The sequence below is a fragment of the Methylococcus capsulatus genome (assembly GCF_036864975.1).
Classification (GTDB): Bacteria; Pseudomonadota; Gammaproteobacteria; order Methylococcales; family Methylococcaceae; genus Methylococcus.
This window is the reverse complement of sequence record NZ_CP104311.1, coordinates 3,196,924-3,219,562: the sequence shown is the minus strand read 5'-3', so window position 1 is coordinate 3,219,562 and position 22,639 is coordinate 3,196,924. Positions and strand designations below refer to the sequence as shown.

Here is a 22,639-nt window from a genome sequence, read left to right as displayed (position 1 = left end):
CGCACCGTACTGACTGCCGGATGTTTGCTGACCGTGGCGGTACTACTGCTGCAGCTGGCCGGCTGGGCACCGTGGAGCGGGTTGGACGGCGCGATTTTCGATCGTCTGCTGCGTATGCGCCTGGCTGCGCGGGCAGAGTCCCGAGTCGTGATCGTAGACATCGACGACAATACGCTCTCGGCAACGGGGCAATGGCCGTGGCCTCGTTATCGCGTGGCGGCCTTGATCAAAGCGATCGCTTCGGCCAGGCCGCGGGCCATCGGCCTAGACATCCTGTTCCCGGAACCGGACCGTACCTCACTTTCCACGTTGCGGGAGAGTTTCCGGCGCGAGTTCGGGCTCGAACTGGGTTTCAGCGGCGTGCCGCCAGGGATGGAGGACAACGACGGCTACCTTGGCGCCGTCCTCGCCGCCAGCCAGACCATTGGCTCGATCTACTTTCCTCCCGATCTGCGCGACGTCGGTCCACCTTGTCCGCTGGCTCCACTGTCGATCGGCGGCGCCCGTTCCGCCATCGTCCCGCCCGAAGGGAGGAGTGTGCTTTGCAATACCTTCCCGGTGCATAGCGGGCTTGCCGGGCACGGATTCATCAATACCATCACCGATCCCGATGGCAGCCTGCGGCGCCAGCCCCTGTTGTACGCCTACGAAGGGCAGTGGTACCCGAGCCTGTCGCTGGCTGTGCTGATGCGCGTTGCCGGTGCCGATGCCGTCGAAGTGGGGAACGATGCCTTCGGGCCGGTGCTGAATCTCGGCGCCCTGGCCGTTCCGGTAGATCGGCAGGGCACGGCGCTATTGCGCTTTCGGGTTGCAGGTCACGCCCAGCAGCGCCTCTCCGCCCTCGACATTCTGCGGGAAGAGTACTCTCCGCTAGACTTGGCCGGACGGATCGTGTTGGTAGGCTCGTCCGCCGTGGGGCTGGGCGATCGCCACCGTACTGCCGTCGCGCCGGATTTGTCCGGTGCCGAGGTGCACGCCGTCCTCATCGACGATGTCCTGGAACGGATTTACTACCGCGAGCCGTCGTGGCAGGAGGTTTTCGTCGCGGGTGTGACGCTGGTCTGGGGCCTGGCGACTGCGTTGATGTTCGCCCGTCTGCCAGCGTTGCAGGCGACGTCCGGGGTCGTTGGGCTCGTCTCGGTGCTCGTTGGGCTCGGTGTGGGAACGTTCGCCGGGGCTGGTGTGGTGCTCGATTTCCTCTCGCCCGTTGCGGCGGTCGTCGTGGAGGCGGGTGTGCTGTCCTTCCTGTCGTACCGCCGGCAGGAGCGGATCGCAGCCATTTCGCGCCGCGCCCGGGAGGCGGCGGAGGCGGCATCCCGGGCCAAAAGCGAATTCCTGGCCCGCATGAGCCACGAGATCCGTACGCCCTTGCATGGCATGTTGAGCGCCGCGGAGCTGCTACTACGCGGCGGGCTGGACGCCGCGCAGAGAGAATATGCGGAGATCATCCGCGGCAGTGGCCGGACCTTGCTGGCGATGCTCGATGATCTACTCGACCTGTCCAAGATCGAAGCGGGAAAACTGGAACTCGAATCGACCGAATTCGAACTGCGGGACGTCATCGCTGCGGCGATTGGGTTGTTCCGGGCGCAGGCGTTGAGCCGAAACCTCGCTCTTCACTGGGAAGTGGAACCCAGTGTGCCGCGCCGGCTGCATGGTGATCCGGGCGCATTGCGCCAAGTCCTCGCCAATTTGCTCGGAAATGCGGTCAAGTTTACCTTGCGCGGTGGAGTAGCGCTTGAGGTGTCGCTGGACCAGGAGATGCCGGAGGCCGTGACGCTACGCTTCACCGTTTCGGATACCGGGATCGGGGTTCCGGCGGACTGTCGGGACCGAATATTCTCACCGTTCGAACAGGCGGATGGCTCGACCACGCGGAAATATGGCGGAACGGGTCTGGGACTCACCATCAGCAAGAAACTGGCGGGGCTCATGGGAGGGGAATGTGGCGTCGACAGTGAGGAGGGGCAGGGGGCGCGCTTCTGGTTCACCGCGGTTTTCGGCAGGACGGACGAGAATCGGCAAAATGGCCAGGCTCCGAGAGGGTTGGCCGTGGCCGCCGCTCCAACCGGTCAGGGCGAACAACCGCCCGGCGCAGTTGGATCCGCCGCCGAGCCGGCCGCGGGAGGAATTGCTCCCGTACCGAGAGATCCTTACAGGATCCTCGTGGCTGACGACAGTCCAATCAACCGCAAACTACTGCTCGCCATTTTGAAGAAACTAGGATACTCCGCCGATGCGGTGGGCGACGGGGAGGCTTGTCTTCGGGCCCTGGGCGAACAGCGGTACGATCTGGTGCTCATGGACTGCCTGATGCCCGAAATGGACGGTTACCAAGCCACCCGGCTGATACGGGCGGAGAAGTCCGGTGCCTTCGATCCCGGAATACCGGTCATTGCGCTTACGGCCAGCTCAGCCGCCGGCGACAGGGACAAATATGTTACCGCCGGGATGGACGATTTTCTGGCCAAGCCGGTAGACATCGAATTACTCAGCCGAATGCTGGAAAGCCGGTTGCCCGCAAAATGAGACGGAAGCCGGACGATATTGGGAGAGCCGGGAATTTTCTTTGGGAGGCAGAGATGATTGACCATGCGGCTTGGCACCGGGAGGCAATAAATCCGGTGTCTGCGTCCTTCGTAGGGCTGGTGGTCTTCTTTGCATTGACTGGGGGACGGGTTCTACATCCCGGCTACGTCGATTGGCTGATAGGGCAGGATCCCATCATGGTCGATCGCGCCATGCACTACCTCGGCTGGGAGTTCTTTAGGCACTCGCCGGTCTTGCAGTTCCCGCTTGGCGCCAATCCTACTTACGGCAGCGAGATCAGTAGCTCGATCGTATTTACCGACTCGATACCTTTGTTAGCCCTGCTGCTGAAGCCGTTCGAAGGAATTCTGCCCGAGCCTTTTCAATATTCCGGATTTTGGATACTGACGTCATTTTGCCTGCAGGCTGTATTCGCCTGGAAGATTCTATTCGCTATTGGCAATGACAGAATCCTGGCGCTGACGGGCTGTGTATTTTTTGCGCTGGCTCCGCCCGCACTTTGGCGGTTGACCGCTCATTATGCCCTGTTCGCTCAATGGGTGTTGTTAGCCGGACTGTACCTTTATGTCAGGCGTTCGTTCAGCGGTCCGTCATGGTATTTGCTGTTGGCGGTGACCGCGCTCATCCACGCTTATCTGCTCTTCATGGTTGCAGGGCTATTTGTAGCCGATCTGCTGCAGCGCCGTTGGCTAGGACAGACGAGCACGGCGCGCACTATCACCGTGTTCGCTACTGGAACCGCTCTCACCGTGTTGGTGATGTGGGGCGTCGGATATTTCATGGTAGGTGCCGGTGTCGATATCGGGGGCTTCGGATATTATCGGATGAATCTTCTGGCTCCGATTGATCCCGACTCGGACTGGTCGATATTGCTGCGTGATCAGAGGCAAGGGCCAGGAGATTATGGTGGATTCAGCTATCTCGGCCTGGGCATGTTGGGTCTCATGTCCGTGGGTTTGTATGAAACCTTGAAGTCCCGTGGCCTTGAATGGAACGCCAGGCGACTCACGCCGCTCGTCCTGTTGTCGCTATGTCTGTATCTGTTCGCGATTTCGAACCATATCGCAATTGGAGACAACGAAATCGTTGCCTATGGTATTCCGGTGCCGGTATAACCTTTTGCACGTATTTTCAGAGCGGCGGGAAGAATGTTCTGGCCATTTTTTTACATCATGTACACGGCCGCTTTTTATGTTGTCGTTAAAAAGCTGCCCATAAAAACGGCCAGAGTATTATGTGTGCTGATGCTTCTCGTCCAGGTGGTGGATTTGTCTCATGCATTGGCCCGGCAGCGCGAGATGTTTACCAGCCGATATAGATGGTCGTCCCCCTTGACTTCGCCGGTGTGGACAGAAATCGCTGCCAGATATAAACACATTGTGTTAGTTCCGCCGAAAAACGAACCAGCCAATTGGTGCCTTTGGTGCATTTCGCAGCCAAGAACGGAATGACGGTAAATGCAGGCTACTTTGGCAGAGTCGATAATGCCAAAATCGATCGCGTCCGACGCGACCTGGCTTTGTCCTTATCCCGGAACGAACTGTCTCGAGATGCAATATACGTATTTGAAGACGATCCCTTGTGGGCGCTGGTCTCTCGGCGCGCCTCCAAGGCGGACTTGGTCGGAGAGATAGATGGTCTGCGCATCATTGCCCCGGATTTCAGATGAGGCTTGCCCGATAGTGCACCTCGATGTTTGAGATACACTACCGGGCACGTCCTGCCAGCTATTTCCCCCCTTGGCCCCCGGCGCTTCCCGGCATCTTCGGGAAACAGGTGTCGTTCGCCGCCGCCTTGGCATCCTTGAGTTTCTTGCGCAGTTGTTCGGATTGCGGTGGATCGCGGAAGACGGCGCCACGTTCGCCCCCCATGCCAAACAGATTGGTGAAGGTCACGGCCTGGTCGTATTCGTCGGCGGTCATCGCCTTGGCAACGACGTCGACGGCGCAGGCGCAGTGGTACATGTTGTCGTAGTTTTGACCTCCGTGTTCCTGCATGCATTGCAGAACGTATTCGACCCGTGTCAGCGTCGGGAAATCGCCAGTGCTCGGCGGAGCGGCAGCGGGCGATTCTGAAGCAGCAGAAGTTTGAACCTTCGGTTGCACCGGCTGGGGATCACAGGCGTTCAGTCCGGTCAGCAGCAGGGTCAAGGTAATGGGCCGGATTGTTCTGGCAGGGAAGATTGTCTTCATGGTCGTATCGGATCTGTGAGGGGAACCTAATTCTCGGCGGCGAAATCGACGATTTTCCTGAGTTTGTCGTTCATCCCCCTGGTGAAATCATCGAGGGATGGGTTTTGGGTGGTTTCGGGCAAGAGATGCACCGTGATTCGCGTGCGGCCCCGCTCGAAGCGGACGGCGACGTTGCAGGGCATCCAGGCCACTGCCGCCGGCTCGATTTCGAGCATTTGCCTGGCCAGGGTCAAGTTGCAGAACTGCAGCGTGTCATAATCGGGAAAGTCTATCCGATCCCGCTGACGTATCACACTGCCGATCTTGTTGTGGCCGGTGATCCGGAAGTTCTGCTCGGTGATCGCCAGCTCCAGCTCGGCCATCACGTCGGCGTAGGGTTTGGTGGTTTCCGCTTCGTAATAGTCCGCGCGCCAGTCCGCCGGTGTCGAGGCACAGGCGGTCAAGGCTGCTGCCGCCAGGAAGGGCAGATGCCGCTTGGCTTTTTCGGTCATTGTCAGGATTTGTTTACGCAGTGAAATATCCTTCCCCCAAGATTACCGGATGCGTGCTAGCCGGCGGAAGAGGAAGCCGCATGGGCGGTCGCGACAAGGGGCTGGTGCCGTTCCGGGGCAGGCCGCTGGTGGTTTATGCGCTGGAGGCCTTGCGGGCGGTGGCAGGGCAGGTGGTGGTCAGCGCCAACCGTAGCCGGGAAATTTACGCCGGTTTCGGCTGCCCGGTGATCGCCGACACAAGCGGGGAATTCGAGGGGCCGCTGGCGGGACTTTTCAGCGCGATGGCCTGGGCCGACACGGAATTCGTTTTGACCGTGCCTTGTGATACGCCGCTGGTCACCGGCTGCATGTTGAAACGCTTGGCCGAGGATCAGGCAAGGTCGGACTGCGATATCGCGGTGGCGCACGATGGCGAGCGCCTGCATCCGGTATTTCTCATCGTGCGGCGGTCCCTGCGGGCCGATCTCCGGTCCTTTCTGGCCTCGGGGGAGCGCCGGGTCGAGGACTGGCTGGCCCGGCACCGGACCCACCGGACCGACTACAGTGACGTGCCGGAGCTGTTCGCGAATGTGAATTCCCTAGAGGAGCTCAAGGTACTGGAAGCGCGGAGGATTCAGCCCAACGCCTGACCGTTCCGATCGAAGAAATACCAGTCTTCCGGCGCCATCCTTAGGCGGACGGCATCGCCGCGGGCAAAGGGCGGCAGGCCCGGGAGGCGGGCAATGAGGCTGGCCGCTCCCGCTTCATGGGCGAAATGCAGCAAGGTTTCATGGCCGAGATATTCCACCTCCCGGACGCGGACGGCGATCCCCTCGGACGAGACTTCGGCCAGGCGGACAGCTTCCGGCCGGATGCCGGCGATAGCCGCATCTTTCGGTGTCCTCATCCTGCCCGGCAGTGGCACGCCGCCGAAACTGGGGAGGATGATGTCGCCGGAACGTTCAATCCGGACCGGCAGGAGATTCATGGGGGGGCTGCCGATGAAACCGGCGACGAAAGTGTTGGCCGGATGGGCGTAGAGTTCCCGGGGCGAGGCGGCCTGCTGCAGCCGTCCGCGGTTGAGAACCGCGATGCGCTGGCCCAGGGTCATGGCCTCGACTTGGTCGTGAGTGACATAGATCATGGTCGTCCCGGTCCGCCGCTGCAGTTCGGCGATTTCTGCGCGAACCTGCGTGCGCAGACGGGCATCCAGGTTGGCGATGGGCTCGTCGAGCAGGAATGCCACCGGATCACGGACCAGCGCCCGCCCCATGGCCACGCGCTGGCGCTGGCCGCCGGAGAGCTGCGCAGGGCGGCGGTCGAGCAGCGGCGCGAGTTCGAGCATCGATGCCACCTGCTCGATCCGGCGGCGGCGTTCGGCGCGGCCCACCCGGCGCATTTTCAGCGGAAACTCCAGATTGCCACGCACTGTCATGTTGGGATAGAGCGCGTAATCCTGGAACACCATGGCGACGTTACGCTCCGCCGGGGAGAGCGCGTTCACCTTCGTGCCGCCGATCCGGATCGAGCCGGCGGTGGGGCGGTCCAGGCCGGCGATGAGCCGCAACAGCGTGGATTTGCCGCAACCCGATGGGCCGACGACGACGAGAAGTTCGCCGTCGGCGATGTCGAGGCTCAGATCGGACAGCGCCGCGAAACCGCTCGGATAGGTCTTGCTCAGTTCTTCGAATGCGATACTGCCCATGCGGATTCGCCCGGTCCGGTATCGGCGGGGCACTTGACCGGATTGCGGCCAGCACTCTTGGACGCGTACAGCGCCTGGTCGGCGAAGCGGATCAGGACTTCGCCGGTGTTGCCTTGGGCCGGAAATGCCGCAGCGCTGTCGGTGCCGCCGATACGCAGCGCACGCGCGTGTTCTTGAAGCGCCGGCCGGCCGTGGATTTCCCGGACCACGCGATGGGCCGCTTCGGCTCCGGTGAGCACGAAGTGTTCAGTCATGAACCCTTGGAAAGGCAAGGGCGTGCTGAAAAGTGCCAGAACCGCGACGTCGGTTTGGAAATGGTCGTTGCGATAGACCTCAGGTCTTTCTGTCATACCGCGGCGACCTCTTCCTCGCGAACCGACAGGCCGTCGCTCATCAACAGGGCTAAACAGTGCTCCGAATGCGCTCCTGGGGTCGAAATCTCGACTGGCGCCAGAGTATGAGCTCTGCCCGCGTCGAACTGCCGCAGACCGGTCCGGATGTACGCCGCCGCATGAAAGCTGCCGGCCTCAAAGCTCGTAACCGCAAGGCTGCGTTCGCGGTAGCCGGCCGGTCCGATTTCCCCCGCCGTGGTGCGGCTGACGACGGGGATTCCAGCGAACAGACACAGACGGTGCATTTCAGCAGTGGTCGCGCCCTGGTCGTATCCGTCGGAGCCAAACAACGTCACGACTGCCGCCCGTTGGGACGCGACGCCCGCATGGCATTCACGCACGGCTTCGCGGCGGTCTTCAGCGCAGAACTGTGCGATTCGGATCGGGGAAGAACCCGCTTCTCCCGTGTCTGAGCGGACTTCCCGGTATTTTATGAGCATCGGGGCGATTGAGCCGGCTGACATGAGCGTTATCCCGACAGCGGAAATCCATAAATGCAAGTGACACCGCGGTGAGCTTACCATTGTATACGACTTGACATATCTGGCTGCCTGGATAAGCATGCAAGCGGGCCGTGGGGGGTATCCAATCGTGCTGAGCTTGTTCAGATTTAAAAGATGTCGACGCTGGATAGGTTTTCTGGCGTTGACGTTAATCGCCTTGCAAGTGTCGTCCTTGCTACGGGTGAGCTGCATCGGGCCTGTGACACCCGAGGAACATCATGTTTTGCTGAATTGTGCGGGCCAATCCTCCCATGGGCATAAGGGTGGCGGTCATCGGACCCAGATACTGCTGGATTGTACGGCCCATCCGTGTATCAACGCCTTTTACGGCAGCGACGACGATGCCGTCCTGAAAAAAGAAAACCAGCCTGAGTTGGTTATCTGGACAGCCGTGGCTATCCTGCAGACGCTGATATCCGTCGTACTTCTTGAGATTTGCAGTTACACGAGTCATTCACGCGATTTCCGGCTGCGAGAGCGCGAAATCCCCCTTGTCTATCGATTCTGCAGTCTGCTCAACTAGCCCCCTTCCCGTCTAAAAGCCTCGAGATATAAGGTTTTTACGACAAGGAGTGGCTATGTCTTTGTTACGCCGGATTTACCCGGCAAACTCAAATTCGTTCATCGCGGCGCTTTATGTCATCGGGGCTTATCCGAGGAACGCGTTCGCCCGCGTTGACGACGCTCTGCTCGAAGAGTACTCAAGTCGCAGTATGCGCCCTTCGGAAAAACTTCCGGGATACGCACGATGGCACCACGGTCGCAAGGTAACCGTTCAGTCCCCTGGGAGCGCGGGCGTCCCGCCCGCTGAAAGAGCGGCCAGGATGGCCGCGTTCCCGGCAAAAAACCGGGGGCTGAACGGATGCCATCAGAGGTCGCAGGTCCGTTTTCCAAACATCACGCAGAAATCAAGGAGGTAACATTAGGCGAACAGTTAATAATACGTTGTGTTTGAATAAATAATCCGGTAATCAATCTAAAATAGGTCAATGAGGTATGCCATGAACAAAATGATCAAAACATTAGTGCCAGCTGCTATAGCCCTTGGAATGCTGGCGAGTTGTGCCCAACCGAATCTTCATCCCATGGACATGTCTGCGGCGGTACAGAGCGCCAAGACCAGAGCCGATCACGAAGCGCTGGCGGCGCATTATGAGCAAGCTGCCCAAGAAGCGGTGGGCAAGATTGACGAGCACAAGAAGCTGCTCGAGCAATATAAAACGCGGGGCTATCTTTATGGAAAACAAGCCTTGAACTTACAATCTCATTGTGAAGCGATTATTCGATCTTATCAGCAGCTTGCGAATGCCAACTCGGAGATGGCAAAAATGCACCGCCAGTTGGCCGAAAGTGCGAATTGATCGGTAAGACCAAGGGGCGCGGCAGAAGCGGGCTTTCAGGTCTGTCGCGTCACTCCAGGTGGTTGTTTCATTGATGAGATATGGCATATAGCGCGGAGGACGGGCGCCATGAAATCCGCATTGTTCTGGGTGGGGCTGATGTGGCCCGTTTTCGCTGTCACTCAGGAGAACCTCCCGCAGGTGTCACTGGAACGACTGATCCAGGAGGCACAGGACCATAACCCGGAGATTCATGCCATGCGCCAGCGATGGGAGTCCGCCAGAGCGGTGGTTCCTCAGGCGCAAACTTTGCCGGATCCCAAGATTGCCGTCGGGTATACCGATATAGCCCCGATGAAGGGCCCGATGTACGGGATAAGCCAGGAGATCCCCTTTCCCGGCAAACTGGCTCTCAAGGGCGAAATTGCCTCGCGCGAAGCCGAGCGTGCCGAACAGGATTATCTGGCGACCCAATTGACCGTCATCGCGCACTTGAAAGAACTGTTTTATGAACTTTGTTTCATCCATAAATCCAGCCAGGTCATCATCAAGAACAAATCTCTTCTGGAGGGTTTCGAGGAAACCGCCGAGGCACGTTATTCGGTCGGACAGGCCGCCCAGCAGGACGTGTTGCGGGCGCAAACGGAAATATCTCGTCTATTGGCTCGCTTGGCCATACTGGAGCAGCGCAGGCAATCTCTGCATGCCGAAATCAACCGCATCCTGAACCGTTTGCCCAGCGATCCTTTGGGCGCCCCGCAGGAAATTCGGATCACACCGATGAGGCATGCGCTCACGGAGTTGAATACTCTGCTGGAGCAGGGCTCCCCGTTGCTGCGCGGCCAACAGAAGGGTCTCGAACGCGGCAATCAGGCCATCGCGCTGGCGAACCGGCAGTATTATCCGGACTTTGAACTGGACGCACGGGGACAACACGATACCGCGATGCATGCGGAAGGCTACCAGGTTATGTTGCGCGTACAGGTTCCCCTCTATTTCGCCACCAAACAGCGGGAAGGCGTGCGCGAGGCTGTGGCCAGCCGCGAGGCTGTTTTCCAGGATCTGCAAGCGCTGCGTCAGGACTTGTTATCCCGGATCAAAGACAACGTGGCCCAAGCCGAGCGGGCGGAGCAACTCATCAAGCTGCTGAAAGACGGCATCATTCCCCAGTCCCGGCTCACGCTGGCCTCCGCCCAGGCCAGTTATGCGGTCGGCAAGGTGGATTTCCTCACCCTCCTGAACAGCCTGCTGACGCTTCAGGAGAACGAACTGGAGTTTCACGGTGAGATAACCGAGCACGAAAAGGCACTGGCGCGGCTAGAAGGCATCATCGGAGAAACGCCATGACCTTGCGCTATCGAGATGTGCTTGGCGGGGCGGTCTTGGGATCGGTCTTCACCTTGGCCATAGTCCTGCTCTTCCGCGCGGATCACCCAAACCTACGGCAGGCTTCGCCCGCCGAAGGAAAGGAAAAACCGATCCACGGAGATCGTGGGGCGGCAGTGGAGCTTCCCGCCACTCGGGACGATCATTCGGGCCACGTGCAAACCACGGCGGCACCTGAAAATTCCCTGGTCATCAGCCCGGAGCGGATGCAATCCATCGGCGTCAAGTTCGAGCCCGCGGCGCGGCGCCTCCTGGAGCGGACGATCCGCACGGTGGGCAGGGTCGAAGTCGACGAGCGGCAGCTCGCCCGGGTCACCGTCAAGCTGGAAGGCTGGATCGACCGGCTGTTGGTCAATACCACGGGGGCATCGGTTCGCCAGGGCCAAGTCTTGTTCACGCTTTACAGCCCGGAACTGCTGGCCACCCAGGAGGAGTACCTGATCGCTCTTCGCAGCATCAAAACCCTGGGCGAAAGCGAGTTTCCGGAAGTCGCGGCCGGTGCAAGAGCCTTGTTGGAAGCGTCACGCCGCAGGCTGTTGCTTTGGGACATCCACGAGAGCCATATCCGTGACCTGGAGCGCACCGGGAAGGTATTGACGACCTTGCCAATCCACGCACCACGCGCCGGCACGGTCATTAACAAGATGGCGGTGGAAGGCTTGCAGACAAAGCCGGGGGACGAGTTGTACACGATTGCCGATCTGTCTCGCATCTGGATCGTCGGCGATATTTACGAGTACGAAATGCCCCTCGTCGCCATCGGTCAGATCGCCAGCGTGAGTCTGTCCTACGTGCCGGAAGTCTCGCTCCAAGCACGCATTGGCTTCATCTATCCCACGGTCGACCCGCAGACCCGCACCGCCAAGGTTCGCTTCGAGCTGGACAATCCGGGCGAACGGCTCAAACCCGGCATGTACACCAATCTGGAACTGAAGATTCCACTCGGTATGCGACTGGTCGTGCCCAAGGACGCGATACTGGAGTCCGGAGAACGGCAGATCATTTTTATCCATCTCGGCGGCGGTCGGCTCGAATGGCGTAACGCCAAGACCGGGCTGCGCAGCGGAGACTGGGTGGAAGTCCTGGAGGGTATTCGGGAGGGCGAACATGTCGTGACCTCGGCGAATTTCCTCATCGACTCTGAAAGTCAGTTGAAATCGGCGGTCGGTGGCATGCCGGGCATGAAACATTAACGTTTTTATCAATTGAGGTTTTTCTCATGAGCGGTTGTTGTGATGACAGTTGTTCTTTGGATCGGTTGCGCGAACGACAGCGAGGAACGTTACAAATTGTTCTCGGCATCAACGCCGCGATGTTCCTGGTCATCGTTGCCGCTGCCTTCTATGGAAAGTCATCCGCCCTGTTGTCCGACAGTCTCGATAATCTCGGAGACGCATTGACCTATGGTCTTAGCCTTCATGCCGTTTCAAGGGAGCGTGTCGTCAAGGCCAAAGTAGCCTTGTTTAAAGGCGGGCTCATTTTTCTAGCCGCCTGTACCGTGGCTGTTCAAATAGCTTTCAAACTGATTGCCCCCACCGTCCCGCTGTTCGAGGTTATGGGCAGCTTTAGCCTTCTAGGCCTTGCCGCCAACTCCCTTTGCCTGTTCTTTCTATGGCGCCATCGCCGTGACGACGTGAATATGAGTTCGGTGTGGGAGTGTTCACGAAACGACATTGCATCGAATCTGTCCGTTTTTGTCGCGGCCGGCGCGGTTTGGTTCACCGGATCGGGCTGGCCCGATATCGTCGTCGCGTCCTGTCTCGTGCTGCTCTTAATGCGCTCCGCCCTTGGCGTCATGGCCGCAGCAAAGGCGGGGATGAGAGCGGCAAGCTAACGCTAACGCGAACCTTCGGATGGGAACCATGAGGTAACCGTGTGGTAGAAAAACTCATCGAGTTCTGCACCAAGAACCGCTTTATCGTCTTTCTGCTGGTCTTTGGCCTGGCCGCCGGCGGCTTGTGGGCGATGAAGAACACGCCCATCGATGCTCTGCCGGACTTATCCGACACCCAGGTGATCGTCTATACCCCATGGATGGGGCGCTCGCCGGACCTGGTGGAAGACCAGATCACCTATCCCATCATCACCGCCCTGCTGTCCGCACCCAATGTGACGGTGGTGCGCGGCTTTTCTGATTTCGGGTACTCGTACGTCTACGTGCTGTTCAAGGACGCCACCGACATCTACTGGGCGCGCTCGCGCGTGCTGGAATATCTCAACCAGTTGGCCGGCAAGCTGCCGGAAGGAGTGACACCCCAACTCGGGCCGGACGCCACGGCGGTGGGGTGGGTGTTCCAGTACGCCTTGGTGGATGAAACGGGACAGCAGGATCTGGCCTCGTTGCGCTCCTTCCAGGACTGGTATCTGCGCTACTGGCTGCGCAGTGTCGACGGGGTGGCCGAGGTCGCCAGCGTGGGCGGCTTCGTGCGTCAGTACCAGATCGCTCTCGATCCAACCAAGGTGCTGGCCTACGGGCTCAACCTGAACGAGATCATCGACAAGGTGCGGATGAGCAACCTCGACGTGGGCGGCCGGGTCGTCGAATTTTCGGGCGTTGAATACATGATCCGGGGACGCGGCTACATCAAATCCACGCATGACATCGAACAGATCGCGGTGGGGGCGAATCCCAACGGCACGCCCATCCTGCTGCGCGAGGTCGCTACGGTTACCCTGGGTCCGGATATGCGGCGTGGGCTGACGGAATGGAACGGCCGGGGCGAGGCGGTGGGCGGCGTCGTCATCATGCGCTACGGCCAGGATGCCATGGAGGTGATCGACCGCGTCAAAGCCAAGCTCAAGGAAATCGAGTCGTCCCTCCCCAAGGGCGTCAGGATCGTCACCGCCTACGACCGCAGCGACCTTATCAAGGAATCGGTGGCAACGGCCGCCGAGAATTTGACCGAAGAGCTGGTCGTCGTCAGCGTGCTGATCATCGGATTTCTGCTCCATATCCGCTCCGCTTTGATTCCCATCATCACTCTGCCTCTCGCCATCCTTATTGCGTTCATCCCGATGTACTGGCTCGGTGTCGGCCTGAACATCATGTCCATCGGCGGCATCATCGTCGCCGTGGGCGATATGGTGGACGCGTCCATCGTCATGGTGGACAACGCCCACCGTCGGCTGGAGGAATGGGAGCGGGGTGGAAGGGTGGGGGAGCGCAATCGGGTCCTCGTCGATTCCGCCAAGGAGGTTGGTCCGCCGATTTTCGCCTCGCTCCTGGTGATCGCCGTTGCCTTCATGCCGGTGTTCACGCTGGAGGCTCAGGAAGGCCGATTGTTCAAACCCCTGGCGCTGACCAAGAACCTGTCTATCGCCACGAGCGCGGTGCTGGCCGTCACGCTGATCCCGGCTCTTCTATCCCTTTTTATTCGGGGCCGGATCATTCCGGAGCGGCGCAATCCGGTCAGCCGAATCCTGCAAGCGCTTTATGTCCCGATACTGAGGCTGGCGCTGCGCTATCGGGCGCTGGTGGTTGTACTCGCCCTCCTGTTGATGGCCAGCATCGCCGTACCGTTCCAGCGCATGGGTTCGGAATTCATGCCGCCATTGTATGAAGGCACCATACTCTACATGCCGACCACGCTGCCGGGCATCGCGGTGACCGAGGCCGGGCAGCTCCTGCAACAGATGGATCGCAAACTCATGGCGTTTCCCGAAGTCGAGCATGTGTTCGGCAAATCCGGCCGTGCCGAGACCTCCACCGACCCGGCCCCGTTCAGCATGATGGAGGTGGTGGTGGAGCTCAAACCGAAGGAGCGGTGGCGAGAAGGACTGACCTACGAAGACCTGATCGCCGAAATGGATCGCGCGCTGCAATTCCCCGGGGTGACCAATGCCTGGACTATGCCGATCAAGGCGCGCATCGACATGCTCACCACCGGTGTGCGCACCCCCGTAGGCATCAAGATCTTCGGTCCGGATCTCAAAAAGATAGAGGAGATCGGAAAAGCCATCGAGATGATCGCCAAGGCGGTCCCCGGCACACGCAGCGTTTACGCGGAACGGGTTTCTGGCGGCTATTTCCTGGACTTCGCGATCAAGCGCGACGAGATCGCCCGCTTTGGGCTGACCGTCATGGATGTGGGCAAGATTATCGAGTCCGCCATCGGAGGGGAAAGCATCACCACCACCGTCGAGGGGCGCGAGCGCTATCCTGTCAATCTGCGCTATCTCCGGGAACTGCGAGATGACCTGGACAAACTGGGCCGTCTGACCGTCAGTACGCCCAGCGGTGCCCAGGTGCCCCTCGCCCAGCTCGCCGATTTACGGATGGTCAGCGGGCCGGCGATGATACGCGACGAGGACGGCATGTTGTCCGGTTATGTTTATGTGGACATGGCCGGGCGGGACGTGGGCGGTTACGTGGAAGACTTAAAGCGCGTGGTGAAAGAGAAAATCGAGCTGCCCGCGGGTTATACCCTGATTTGGTCCGGACAATACGAATTCATGGAGCGGGTCCGGCAAAGGCTCACGATTTTCGTGCCGTTGACGCTGGCCATCATCTTCGTACTGTACTACTTCACCTTCCGTTCAGTGGCGCAAACCCTCATGGTCATGCTGGGTGTGCCGCTGGCTCTTGTGGGCGGCGTCTGGGTGTTGTACGGCCTCGGTTACAACTTGAGTATCGCCGTGTGGGTGGGACTGATCGCGCTGGCCGGTGTCGCCGCCGAAACCAGCGCGGTCATGCTGGCCTACCTCGACGAAGCTGTCCGGCGGCGTCGGGACGCCGGCCAACTACATTCGCTGGCGGATCTGGTGGAAGCCGTGCAGACGGGCGCCAGGGAGCGTATCAGGCCGGTGATGATGACAGGCCTGGCCAATATCGTTGGCCTGTTCCCGACCATGCTGGCGACCGGTACCGGCGCGGATGTGATGAAGCGCCTGGCGGCACCCATGATCGGCGGCATAGGTTCGGCCATGTTGTTGACATTGCTGGTCATTCCGGCGATTTACGTCATCTGGCGATGGCACGGCGACATAAAGTCGATCGCCGAAGAGGCAAGGGCTTGAGGTGACCGGGATAGGGGCGCAGTACCTGATCGGGTTGGCGCCGGCATGGAATTCCCGCGCGGCTTTACGTAGATCGGCGGAGTAGTACCTTACTCGGACTCGGCGGCCATTCGACAAAAGCGGTTCCTCGTCATGGCAATCACGGCGGATCCAGCACGGCGGCGACAAGCGCGGGACGTCAGGCCCCGCGCTGTTGATCCAGGCACCGCGAGCGATCTACCTGCTAGCGGACAACGAGACCGGTGATGCCTGCGGGGAGGGCGCCCAGACTCTGGAGTTTTTGCAGCCCGCCTCCTTTCAGGATGCGGTAAACGCCGATACTGTGGTCGCCACCGCTCAAGGTATACAGCATTCGGCCGTCGGTAGAAACGGCGAGGTCGGTGGGCCGGTTTTCCTCGGCTGCACGGGTGTGCAACAGCGACAGATGGCCGGCGGCATCGATTGAGAATGCGGAAATGGCGTTGGCGGGGGTATCGGCGGTGAAGGCAATGCGCCCCGTGGGTGTCGTGGCCAGCCAGCAGGCGGCGGTTTGTCCGGCCGCGACCGCTCCATCGATCAATTGGGCGGTTCCATCTTCCAGCAATTGGTAGGACGACACGGTCGCGCCATCCGGGGCACCGCCCTGGGCTTCGGAAACGAAGAACTGGTCGCGCTTGCCGAAGGCAAAGCCGAAGGGCGTCGATCCGGCGGAATCGATCGAATGCTTTGCTTCCGGGCTGCCGTCCTCGTTCAGAGAAAATGTCGTGATTTTGTTGGACGCTTTTTCCGTGATCACCAGGGTGTTGCCCGTGCGGTCGAAGCTGATCTGGGCCGGTGCCGTGCCGTCTCCGCTGAGCTTCTGGTGGGATTCGGGCAGGGGGTGCAGCTTGCCGGTGCGGTGGTCGAAGCGGAAGCCGAAGATGGAATCGTCTCCCGAGTTCACGACATAGACCCGATTTGGGCCGACGGCCACGCTGACGGGGGTGGTGCCTTCCTCACCGGCGCGGTCGATGAGTTGCAGCCCGTCCCGGTCGATCCGGAACACCGATAAGTCGTTGCTGCCCGCATTGACGGCGAACAGGTACCGCGCATTTGCGCTCAGTGCCAGAGCGCCCTGGTTGCCGAGGCCTGAGCCGGTACCGGTTCCTCCGGTGGCGAAGCGGCCTGCCGGCTCCATTTGGCCGTTGCCGTGGCGGTGAAATGCGAGCACCTCGTTTCCATCGGCATTGTTGGACAGCGTGTATACCGTCTCCACCGGCGGATTTCCGGCGAATTTGGGGCGTTTGTCGGGATCGGCCAGGCCAATGCCCGGGATCAGCGATGCGAACGCAAATGCGGTGAAGGTGAGCTTGAATAGGGTCTTCATGACAGGCCTCGTGTGAATCGAAAAAGGTTCCCCCGGTAAGCCACGGGCTTTTCGGGCGTGGCCATTGTGCGTGGCCAAGAATCACGAATTCATCACGGAGCGCTCAAATAAATGTGACTGGCCTGTACCTTGCGGCGTGCCGATAATTGAGGCCACACCATCCGATCGGCGGGAGTCCGGCTCCGGCAATGAAACGCATCCTGGTCATCGAAGACGATACCGACATCGGGGACATGCTCGGCATCAACCTGCGGGATGAAGGTTACGCCGTGGAGATCGCAAGAGACGGTACCGGCGGACTTGCGTGTTTGAAGGCCGACCGTTTCGACCTCCTGGTTCTGGACCTGATGCTTCCCGGCATCGACGGCCTGGAAATCTGCCGTCAAGTCCGGCGCATGCCCCATTACCAGCCGATCGTTATCATCAGCGCAAAGTCCACGGAAACGCAGCGCGTATTGGGCCTTGAACTCGGGGCTGACGACTACCTGACCAAACCCTTTTCCATCCCTGAACTCATCGCGCGGATTCGAGCCCTGTTCAGACGAGTCGAAGCGATGGAACGGGAGTCGCAGGCAAAGGCCGGCGTCATCGTTCGTGGGCCGCTGACCATCGACCCGGTCGGTTATTCCGTCATGCTGGAAGGTCGGCCCGTCGCCCTGACGCTGAAGGAGTTCGAGTTGTTGCTGTTCTTCGCCCGCCATCCCGGTCAGGCATTCACCCGCCTCGCGCTGCTGGATCGGGTGTGGGGCTATAGGTACGACGGCTACGAGCACACCGTGAATTCGCATATCAATCGGCTGCGTGCGAAGATCGAACGCGATCCCGGCCGGCCCGAATTCATCCAGACGGTCTGGGGTGTCGGCTATAAGTTCGTGGATTTTGGGGAGAATCGCCCGTGAAATTCAGGTCGCTCTACAGCCGCATCGCGCTCACCTTCGCCGCTCTGGTTCTCCTCTTCGGCGGCTTGTGCGGAGGGCTCGATCTGGTCGCGGCAAAAAATCACCAGCAGGAAATCATCCAGCGGCTCAGCCGCGGCCTGGCGGAACACATCGCGAGCCACTGGCCCTTGTCGAAAGGGGAGGGGTTCGACGGCAAGGCGGTGAGCGAGCTGTTCCACATGCTCATGATCGTCAACCCCAGCATCGAACTCTATCTGTTGGACGCGAAGGGTGCCATCTTGGCCTACGATGCGCCGCCGGGGCGGGTTCGGCTGAAGGAGGTTTCCCTGGCCCCCTTGCGCGGCCTTTTCGGAGGCGATGCGCTGCCAGTGAAAGGGGACAATCCGCGCCACCCCGACCGCCGCGAGATATTCAGCGCCACACCGCTGAATCGGGATGGGCAAATCATCGGTTACCTATACATCGTGCTGGCCGGAGACGAGTACCAAAGGCTGGCCGAAGACGTCTGGCAGGGGCATGTGTTCCAGAGTGTCATGTGGACGGGAGCGGGAGCGTTGCTGCTGACCCTGGTTGCCGGGTTGGGCCTGTTTTCGCTGGTGACCCGTCGTTTGGACGCCTTGACGCGGACGATCGCCGCCTTCGACGACGCGAGTTTTTCCGGCACCTTGCAACTGGATGGCGCGCTGCAAAGCAGTCCCGACGAGATCGGCCGGCTCGCCGCGACATTCTCGCGGATGGCCGAGCGCATCGCCGCGCAGGTGCAACATATCAAGTCCCAGGACACGCTGCGGCGCGAAATGGTCGCCAATGTGTCGCACGACCTGCGCACCCCGCTCACTTCCATGCAGGGCTATCTGGAAACCATGCTGCGGAAGTCCGACCGGCTTTCTCCGGCGGAACGGCAGCAGTACCTCGAGGTCGCCGTGCGGCAGAGCCGGCGTGTGGCGCACTTGGCTCAGGAGCTGTTCGAACTGGCGAAGCTGGAATGCGAGGAAGTGCGGCCGAGTCTCGAGCGTTTCTCCTTGCAGGAGCTTGTCCAGGACGTGGCGCAGAAATTCGAGCTGGCCGCCGATGCCAAAGGAGTCCGGATTGCCGCCCGGTTTCGCGATCGCATTCCCTTGGTCTATGCCGATATCGCGATGATCGAGCGGGTTTTGACCAACCTCATCGACAACGCGTTGCGCCACACGCCGGAGGGCGGTCAGATCGACTTGACGCTGAGGCGCGAAGCCGGAGACAGGGTGACGGTCCGGGTGGAGGACAGCGGTGCCGGCATCGCCAGCGAACTTCTGCCAAGCCTGTTCGAACGGGATTCGCCGTTGCGCCGGGATTCCGGAAGGCATATGGGGGGCGGGCTGGGTCTGCTTATCAGCAAGCGGATGCTGGAACTGCATGGAAGTACGATCGAGGCATTGAGCGGAGAAGGCCGTGGAGCAGTCTTCACTTTCAGCCTGGCGGCTCCGGCCTGAGACACTGGATAGGCCCGTTCTTCCGATGAGCCAGTCCAGGAATCTCTGTCCCCGTTCGATCCTCCTGGCCTGTGCCTTGATCCTGAGCGGCTGCCAGCCGGCGGAAAACGCCGGGGCCGTGGAGTTCTGGGCGTTCGGCAGCGAGGGCGAAGTGGCCCGCCAGCTTGCCGGCGAATTCGAGCGGCTGAATCCTGAGATTCGCGTGGAGGTCCAGCAAATGCCCTGGAGCGCCGCCCACGAAAAGCTGCTGACGGCTTATGCGGGCCGCAACCTGCCCGACGTGTTCCAGCTCGGCAATACCTGGATAGCGGAATTCGCCGCCCTCCGGGCGCTGGACGAGGTCGCCGCCCGCTTCGGGAACACCGGACGGAAAGACGATTACTTCGAAGGGGCGTTGGATGCGGCCGTCGTCGAGGGCAGGATGTGGGCGGTCCCCTGGTATGTCGACACACGCATTCTGTTCTACCGGCGCGACTTGCTGGAAGCCGCGGGGATCGCATCACCGCCCCGGAGCTGGGAGGGCTGGTTCGACGCGCTGTCCCGTATCCGTGAGCGCACCGGGGCTTTCGGGCTGTTCCTTCCCATCGACGAATGGGAGGTTCCCGTTATTTTCGCGATGCAGCAGGGAGCGGCTCTGCTGAAGGATGGGAACCGCTATGGCGATTTCCTCCATCCCCGTTTCCGGGTAGCGTTCGATGCTTACCTGCGCTGGTTCAGGGAAAAACTGGCTCCTGCGGAAACCTCCGGTCAGATGGTCAACCTTTATCGGGAATTCGGACGCGGCTATTTCGCGGCTCTGATCACCGGTCCCTGGAACCTCGGCGAGTTCCGGCGGCGGCTGCCAAATATCGACACTGCGTGGGACACCGCGCCCTTGCCGTCTTTCGACGGTTCCTATCCCGGTATCTCCTTGGCCGGCGGGGCCAGTCTGGCGCTTGCCGCCACTTCCAAGCGCAAGGAAGCGGCCTGGAAGTTGATCGAGTTTCTGGCCGCGCCGCCGCAGCAGGTCCGCCTGTACCGGCTCACCGGCGATCTGCCGCCGGGAAGAACCGCCTGGAGCGATCCGGGCCTGGCCGGGGACCGCAGGGCCCAGTCCTTCCGTAGCCAGATGGACCGTCTGCTTTCGCCCCCGAAAATTCCCGAGTGGGAACGGATTGCCAGCCGGATCGCGGCCTGCGCCGAGCAGGCGGTACGGGGCAAAGTGTCCCCGCCAGCGGCGCTGGAAGCCTTGAACGACGAGGTGGACCGGATTCTGGAAAAGCGCCGCTGGCTGCGGGAGCGGGGGTTGTGAGGCGAAATCCCGCCTTTTGGTTCGTTGCGCCGGCACTGACGCTGCTAGCCGTGTTCTTCTTCCTGCCGGTCGCCGCGGCGTTTGCCCTCAGTTTCACCGATTTCGACATCTACGCACTGGCCGACATCCGCCGCCTCCGGTTCGTGGGCCTGGACAACTACCGCCGCTTGCTCGGTGACCCGCAATTCTGGCAGGCCCTGCGGAATACCCTGTATTTCGTGGTCGTGAGTGGTCCTTTATCGGTGCTGGTTTCGCTGGCGGCGGCTCTTCTGGTCAATCATCGCCTGACCCCCTTCAAGGGGCTGTTCCGTACCTTGCTGTTCCTGCCGGTGGTGACGACCCTGGTGGCCGTGGCGGTGGTCTGGCGCTATCTGTATCAGCCACGCTACGGCATTCTCAACCATCTGCTCGGCGGATTTGGCATCGAGCCGGTCGACTGGCTGGGCGATCCGGACTGGGCGATGCCGGCCATCATTCTGATGGCGGTGTGGAAGAATTTCGGCTTCAACATGATTGTGTTCATCGCCGGTCTCCAAAGTATCCCCGAATCGCTGTACGAGGCGGCCAGTATCGACGGTGCGGGCGCCCGCCAGCAGTTCCTCTATATCACCCTGCCACTGCTCGCACCGACCTTCCTGTTCGTCGCCGTGATCACCGTGATCGGCCATTTCCAATTGTTCGCCGAGCCTTATGTCATGACCCAGGGCGGTCCCGCTGGCAGCACGCTCAGTCTTGCCCTCCTGATGTACCAGCAGGGATTCCGCTGGTGGAATCTGGGGTATGCCGCTGCGATTGCCTTCGTGCTGTTCGGCCTCGTCGGGTCGACCACTGTCTTCCTCGCTTTGATCAGGCGGAAGTGACCCTTCGGGTCGGGCCGCTGCAGTGGCGGTCATCTCTGCTCCAACCTGACCGGCCTAACGCCGATGCTCGACCGGAACTTCTTAATTCTCTGTTAAGAGTCGCAGATCGAAACTTTGCATCGGATTTGGAGAGCAACTGTGTTGGAGGTCAAGCGATTTGTGGGCATGACCAAGGTTTATTTTGTTTCAGCATGGCATTCAGGCTGGTGAGGAGCTTACGCATGGCCGCCGTTAAAGCGACCTTGGCCGGTTTGCCTTTTTCGACCAATCGACGATGGAAGGTGGCGATGGGATTATCGCCTCGGGTAGCGGCCAAGGTCGCCATGTACAGCACCGAGCGCACTTCCGCTCGTCCGCCCCAAATCCTCCGCCGTCCTCGCTGGAAGCCACTGTCCCGATTAAACGGCGCCAATCCCACCCGGGCAGCGATCTCGCGCCGGTTGAGTTTGCCGAGTTCTGGCAGATACGACAGCAACGTGAGCATCGTCACGGGGCCTACGCCCGGTGCACTTTGGAGCAGGTCGACTCGGGTTTTCCAAATGTCCGATTCGCGCAGCCGGTTTTTCAAATCCCCGTCGAGTCGAGCGATATGCTCGTCCAGCCAGGCAATGTGCTCCTTTAAGCCCTGTTTTTGCCGTGAGCCGGCCATCGCCAAGCGGGTTCTCTCTTGGGCGCGCATCTCCACTAATTGCCGTCGCCGGGCGACCAGTTCCACCAAGGCTTGCTCTGCCTCGGTCCGGCCGGCGCGAACTTCGGGGCGCACGGCCTTGGCGAAATGGGCCAATACCAGGGCATCCAGCTTATCGGTTTTCGCGAGCCGGCCGGTGGCCTTGGCGAAGTCACGCACTTGGCGAGCATTGACGACGGCCAACGGCAGTCCGGCCACTCGACCGGAAGCCGCGAGCAAGGTTTCGAGTCCCCCGGTCGCCTCCAAGACGACTAACGCCGGTTGGAGCGTGAGGAGTCGCTGGATCAGTGCCGTGACCCCTGCCTCATCATTGCTAAAACGCTCGACCCCGCCCTCGGGACTGACTCCCAAATCCAAATACGCCTTCGATACATCCACCCCGGCAAATCGCTCTTCGTTATTCATGTCGTACACACCCCACCTTGTAAAAATTCGGACTTCCGTCCCAGCCACTGTTCGGGCTCTGCCAACAAAAGAAGAAAGACGATCCACGCTCTCCCACAAGCTCAATTTCTCGGCTTCGAGGGTCAACG

Annotated in this window: 20 protein-coding genes; 12 read left to right on the top strand and 8 right to left on the bottom strand. The window is 60.6% G+C overall.

The features are described from left to right. Positions 1-33: 33 nt before the first annotated feature. Together N4J17_RS15535 and N4J17_RS15530 are read left to right on the top strand one after the other, a co-directional pair. Positions 34-2,529: a CHASE2 domain-containing protein gene (locus N4J17_RS15535; RefSeq protein WP_198323663.1), complete on the top strand. Its 2,496-nt coding sequence runs from the start codon at positions 34-36 to the stop codon at positions 2,527-2,529. Positions 2,530-2,582: 53 nt separating this feature from the next. Beyond that, positions 2,583-3,665, top strand: coding sequence for a DUF6311 domain-containing protein (locus N4J17_RS15530; RefSeq protein WP_198323664.1), 1,083 nt, complete (start codon positions 2,583-2,585; stop codon positions 3,663-3,665). Positions 3,666-4,277: 612 nt separating this feature from the next. Here N4J17_RS15530 and N4J17_RS15525 read toward each other — a convergent pair. Together N4J17_RS15525 and N4J17_RS15520 are read right to left on the bottom strand one after the other, a co-directional pair. Continuing rightward, positions 4,278-4,700 (bottom strand): hypothetical protein, encoded by a 423-nt coding sequence (locus tag N4J17_RS15525; RefSeq protein WP_232470614.1) that lies wholly within the window; start codon positions 4,698-4,700, stop codon positions 4,278-4,280. 68 nt (positions 4,701-4,768) lie between these two features. Then, positions 4,769-5,233, bottom strand: coding sequence for a DUF302 domain-containing protein (locus N4J17_RS15520; protein ID WP_198323666.1), 465 nt, complete (start codon positions 5,231-5,233; stop codon positions 4,769-4,771). A gap of 80 nt (positions 5,234-5,313) precedes the next feature. Here N4J17_RS15520 and mobA point away from each other — a divergent pair, with 80 nt between their 5' ends. Beyond that, positions 5,314-5,862: a molybdenum cofactor guanylyltransferase MobA gene (gene mobA, locus N4J17_RS15515; RefSeq protein ID WP_232470615.1), complete on the top strand. Its 549-nt coding sequence runs from the start codon at positions 5,314-5,316 to the stop codon at positions 5,860-5,862. On the opposite strand, the gene N4J17_RS15510 is transcribed toward mobA, so the two are convergent. From N4J17_RS15510 to N4J17_RS15495, 4 genes are all read right to left on the bottom strand, one after another. Continuing rightward, a complete protein-coding gene (locus N4J17_RS15510) occupies positions 5,847-6,917 on the bottom strand; it encodes an ABC transporter ATP-binding protein (RefSeq protein ID WP_198323668.1) in 1,071 nt (356 codons plus the stop codon). The two genes, mobA and N4J17_RS15510, sit on opposite strands and share 16 nt — an antisense overlap. Then, positions 6,890-7,267: a hypothetical protein gene (locus N4J17_RS15505; RefSeq protein ID WP_198323669.1), complete on the bottom strand. Its 378-nt coding sequence runs from the start codon at positions 7,265-7,267 to the stop codon at positions 6,890-6,892. The genes N4J17_RS15510 and N4J17_RS15505 overlap by 28 nt, the downstream gene beginning before the upstream one ends. Next, on the bottom strand, positions 7,264-7,773 hold the full coding sequence (locus N4J17_RS15500; RefSeq protein ID WP_232470616.1) for an FIST N-terminal domain-containing protein: 510 nt from the start codon (positions 7,771-7,773) through the stop codon (positions 7,264-7,266). Before N4J17_RS15500 ends, N4J17_RS15505 begins: the two co-directional genes overlap by 4 nt. A gap of 214 nt (positions 7,774-7,987) precedes the next feature. Continuing rightward, positions 7,988-8,266, bottom strand: coding sequence for a hypothetical protein (locus N4J17_RS15495; RefSeq protein WP_198323671.1), 279 nt, complete (start codon positions 8,264-8,266; stop codon positions 7,988-7,990). Between the two features lie 547 nt (positions 8,267-8,813). Here N4J17_RS15495 and N4J17_RS15490 point away from each other — a divergent pair. The 5 genes from N4J17_RS15490 to N4J17_RS15470 all read left to right on the top strand — a co-directional run bounded on the left by N4J17_RS15490 (position 8,814) and on the right by N4J17_RS15470 (position 15,554). Continuing rightward, the gene (locus tag N4J17_RS15490; RefSeq protein ID WP_232470617.1) at positions 8,814-9,173 is read left to right on the top strand and encodes a hypothetical protein; all 360 of its coding nucleotides are present in this window, start codon (positions 8,814-8,816) and stop codon (positions 9,171-9,173) included. Positions 9,174-9,281: 108 nt separating this feature from the next. After that, the gene (locus N4J17_RS15485) at positions 9,282-10,499 is read left to right on the top strand and encodes a TolC family protein (RefSeq protein ID WP_232470618.1); all 1,218 of its coding nucleotides are present in this window, start codon (positions 9,282-9,284) and stop codon (positions 10,497-10,499) included. Next, the gene (locus N4J17_RS15480) at positions 10,496-11,731 is read left to right on the top strand and encodes an efflux RND transporter periplasmic adaptor subunit (protein WP_198323672.1); all 1,236 of its coding nucleotides are present in this window, start codon (positions 10,496-10,498) and stop codon (positions 11,729-11,731) included. Before N4J17_RS15485 ends, N4J17_RS15480 begins: the two co-directional genes overlap by 4 nt. A 26-nt stretch (positions 11,732-11,757) precedes the next feature. Continuing rightward, positions 11,758-12,372 (top strand): cation transporter, encoded by a 615-nt coding sequence (locus tag N4J17_RS15475; RefSeq protein WP_198323673.1) that lies wholly within the window; start codon positions 11,758-11,760, stop codon positions 12,370-12,372. Between the two features lie 41 nt (positions 12,373-12,413). Then, positions 12,414-15,554, top strand: a complete 3,141-nt coding sequence (locus N4J17_RS15470) for an efflux RND transporter permease subunit (RefSeq protein WP_198323674.1) — start codon at positions 12,414-12,416, stop codon at positions 15,552-15,554. A 223-nt stretch (positions 15,555-15,777) separates the two neighbouring features. Here N4J17_RS15470 and N4J17_RS15465 read toward each other — a convergent pair whose 3' ends face one another. After that, positions 15,778-16,899 (bottom strand): lactonase family protein, encoded by a 1,122-nt coding sequence (locus N4J17_RS15465; protein ID WP_198323675.1) that lies wholly within the window; start codon positions 16,897-16,899, stop codon positions 15,778-15,780. A gap of 188 nt (positions 16,900-17,087) precedes the next feature. Between N4J17_RS15465 and N4J17_RS15460 the strand changes: the two genes are divergently transcribed. Genes N4J17_RS15460 through N4J17_RS15445 form a run of 4 tightly spaced genes read left to right on the top strand, consistent with a single transcriptional unit; the run spans position 17,088 to position 21,418 of the window. Then, positions 17,088-17,798 (top strand): response regulator transcription factor, encoded by a 711-nt coding sequence (locus N4J17_RS15460; protein ID WP_198323676.1) that lies wholly within the window; start codon positions 17,088-17,090, stop codon positions 17,796-17,798. Next, a complete protein-coding gene (locus N4J17_RS15455; RefSeq protein WP_169603853.1) occupies positions 17,795-19,267 on the top strand; it encodes a HAMP domain-containing sensor histidine kinase in 1,473 nt (490 codons plus the stop codon). The genes N4J17_RS15460 and N4J17_RS15455 overlap by 4 nt, the downstream gene beginning before the upstream one ends. A gap of 25 nt (positions 19,268-19,292) precedes the next feature. Continuing rightward, a complete protein-coding gene (locus tag N4J17_RS15450) occupies positions 19,293-20,558 on the top strand; it encodes an extracellular solute-binding protein (protein WP_198323677.1) in 1,266 nt (421 codons plus the stop codon). Beyond that, entirely contained in the window at positions 20,555-21,418 is an 864-nt protein-coding gene (locus N4J17_RS15445; RefSeq protein WP_198323678.1) for a carbohydrate ABC transporter permease, read from the top strand. The genes N4J17_RS15450 and N4J17_RS15445 overlap by 4 nt, the downstream gene beginning before the upstream one ends. 148 nt (positions 21,419-21,566) lie before the next feature. Here N4J17_RS15445 and N4J17_RS15440 read toward each other — a convergent pair whose 3' ends face one another. Further along, positions 21,567-22,511 (bottom strand): IS110 family transposase, encoded by a 945-nt coding sequence (locus N4J17_RS15440; RefSeq protein ID WP_198324346.1) that lies wholly within the window; start codon positions 22,509-22,511, stop codon positions 21,567-21,569. Positions 22,512-22,639 lie beyond the last annotated feature (128 nt).

Coding starts and splice junctions, on each gene's coding strand:
- N4J17_RS15520 (WP_198323666.1), bottom strand. CDS start 5,233: ATGACCGAAAAAGCCAAGCGGCATCTGCCCTTCCTGGCGGCAGCAGCC.
- N4J17_RS15490 (WP_232470617.1), top strand. CDS start 8,814: ATGAACAAAATGATCAAAACATTAGTGCCAGCTGCTATAGCCCTTGGA.
- N4J17_RS15450 (WP_198323677.1), top strand. CDS start 19,293: ATGAGCCAGTCCAGGAATCTCTGTCCCCGTTCGATCCTCCTGGCCTGT.
- mobA (WP_232470615.1), top strand. CDS start 5,314: ATGGGCGGTCGCGACAAGGGGCTGGTGCCGTTCCGGGGCAGGCCGCTG.
- N4J17_RS15485 (WP_232470618.1), top strand. CDS start 9,282: ATGAAATCCGCATTGTTCTGGGTGGGGCTGATGTGGCCCGTTTTCGCT.
- N4J17_RS15440 (WP_198324346.1), bottom strand. CDS start 22,511: ATGAATAACGAAGAGCGATTTGCCGGGGTGGATGTATCGAAGGCGTAT.
- N4J17_RS15510 (WP_198323668.1), bottom strand. CDS start 6,917: ATGGGCAGTATCGCATTCGAAGAACTGAGCAAGACCTATCCGAGCGGT.
- N4J17_RS15465 (WP_198323675.1), bottom strand. CDS start 16,899: ATGAAGACCCTATTCAAGCTCACCTTCACCGCATTTGCGTTCGCATCG.
- N4J17_RS15495 (WP_198323671.1), bottom strand. CDS start 8,266: ATGACTCGTGTAACTGCAAATCTCAAGAAGTACGACGGATATCAGCGT.
- N4J17_RS15500 (WP_232470616.1), bottom strand. CDS start 7,773: ATGTCAGCCGGCTCAATCGCCCCGATGCTCATAAAATACCGGGAAGTC.
- N4J17_RS15460 (WP_198323676.1), top strand. CDS start 17,088: ATGAAACGCATCCTGGTCATCGAAGACGATACCGACATCGGGGACATG.
- N4J17_RS15530 (WP_198323664.1), top strand. CDS start 2,583: ATGATTGACCATGCGGCTTGGCACCGGGAGGCAATAAATCCGGTGTCT.
- N4J17_RS15480 (WP_198323672.1), top strand. CDS start 10,496: ATGACCTTGCGCTATCGAGATGTGCTTGGCGGGGCGGTCTTGGGATCG.
- N4J17_RS15505 (WP_198323669.1), bottom strand. CDS start 7,267: ATGACAGAAAGACCTGAGGTCTATCGCAACGACCATTTCCAAACCGAC.
- N4J17_RS15475 (WP_198323673.1), top strand. CDS start 11,758: ATGAGCGGTTGTTGTGATGACAGTTGTTCTTTGGATCGGTTGCGCGAA.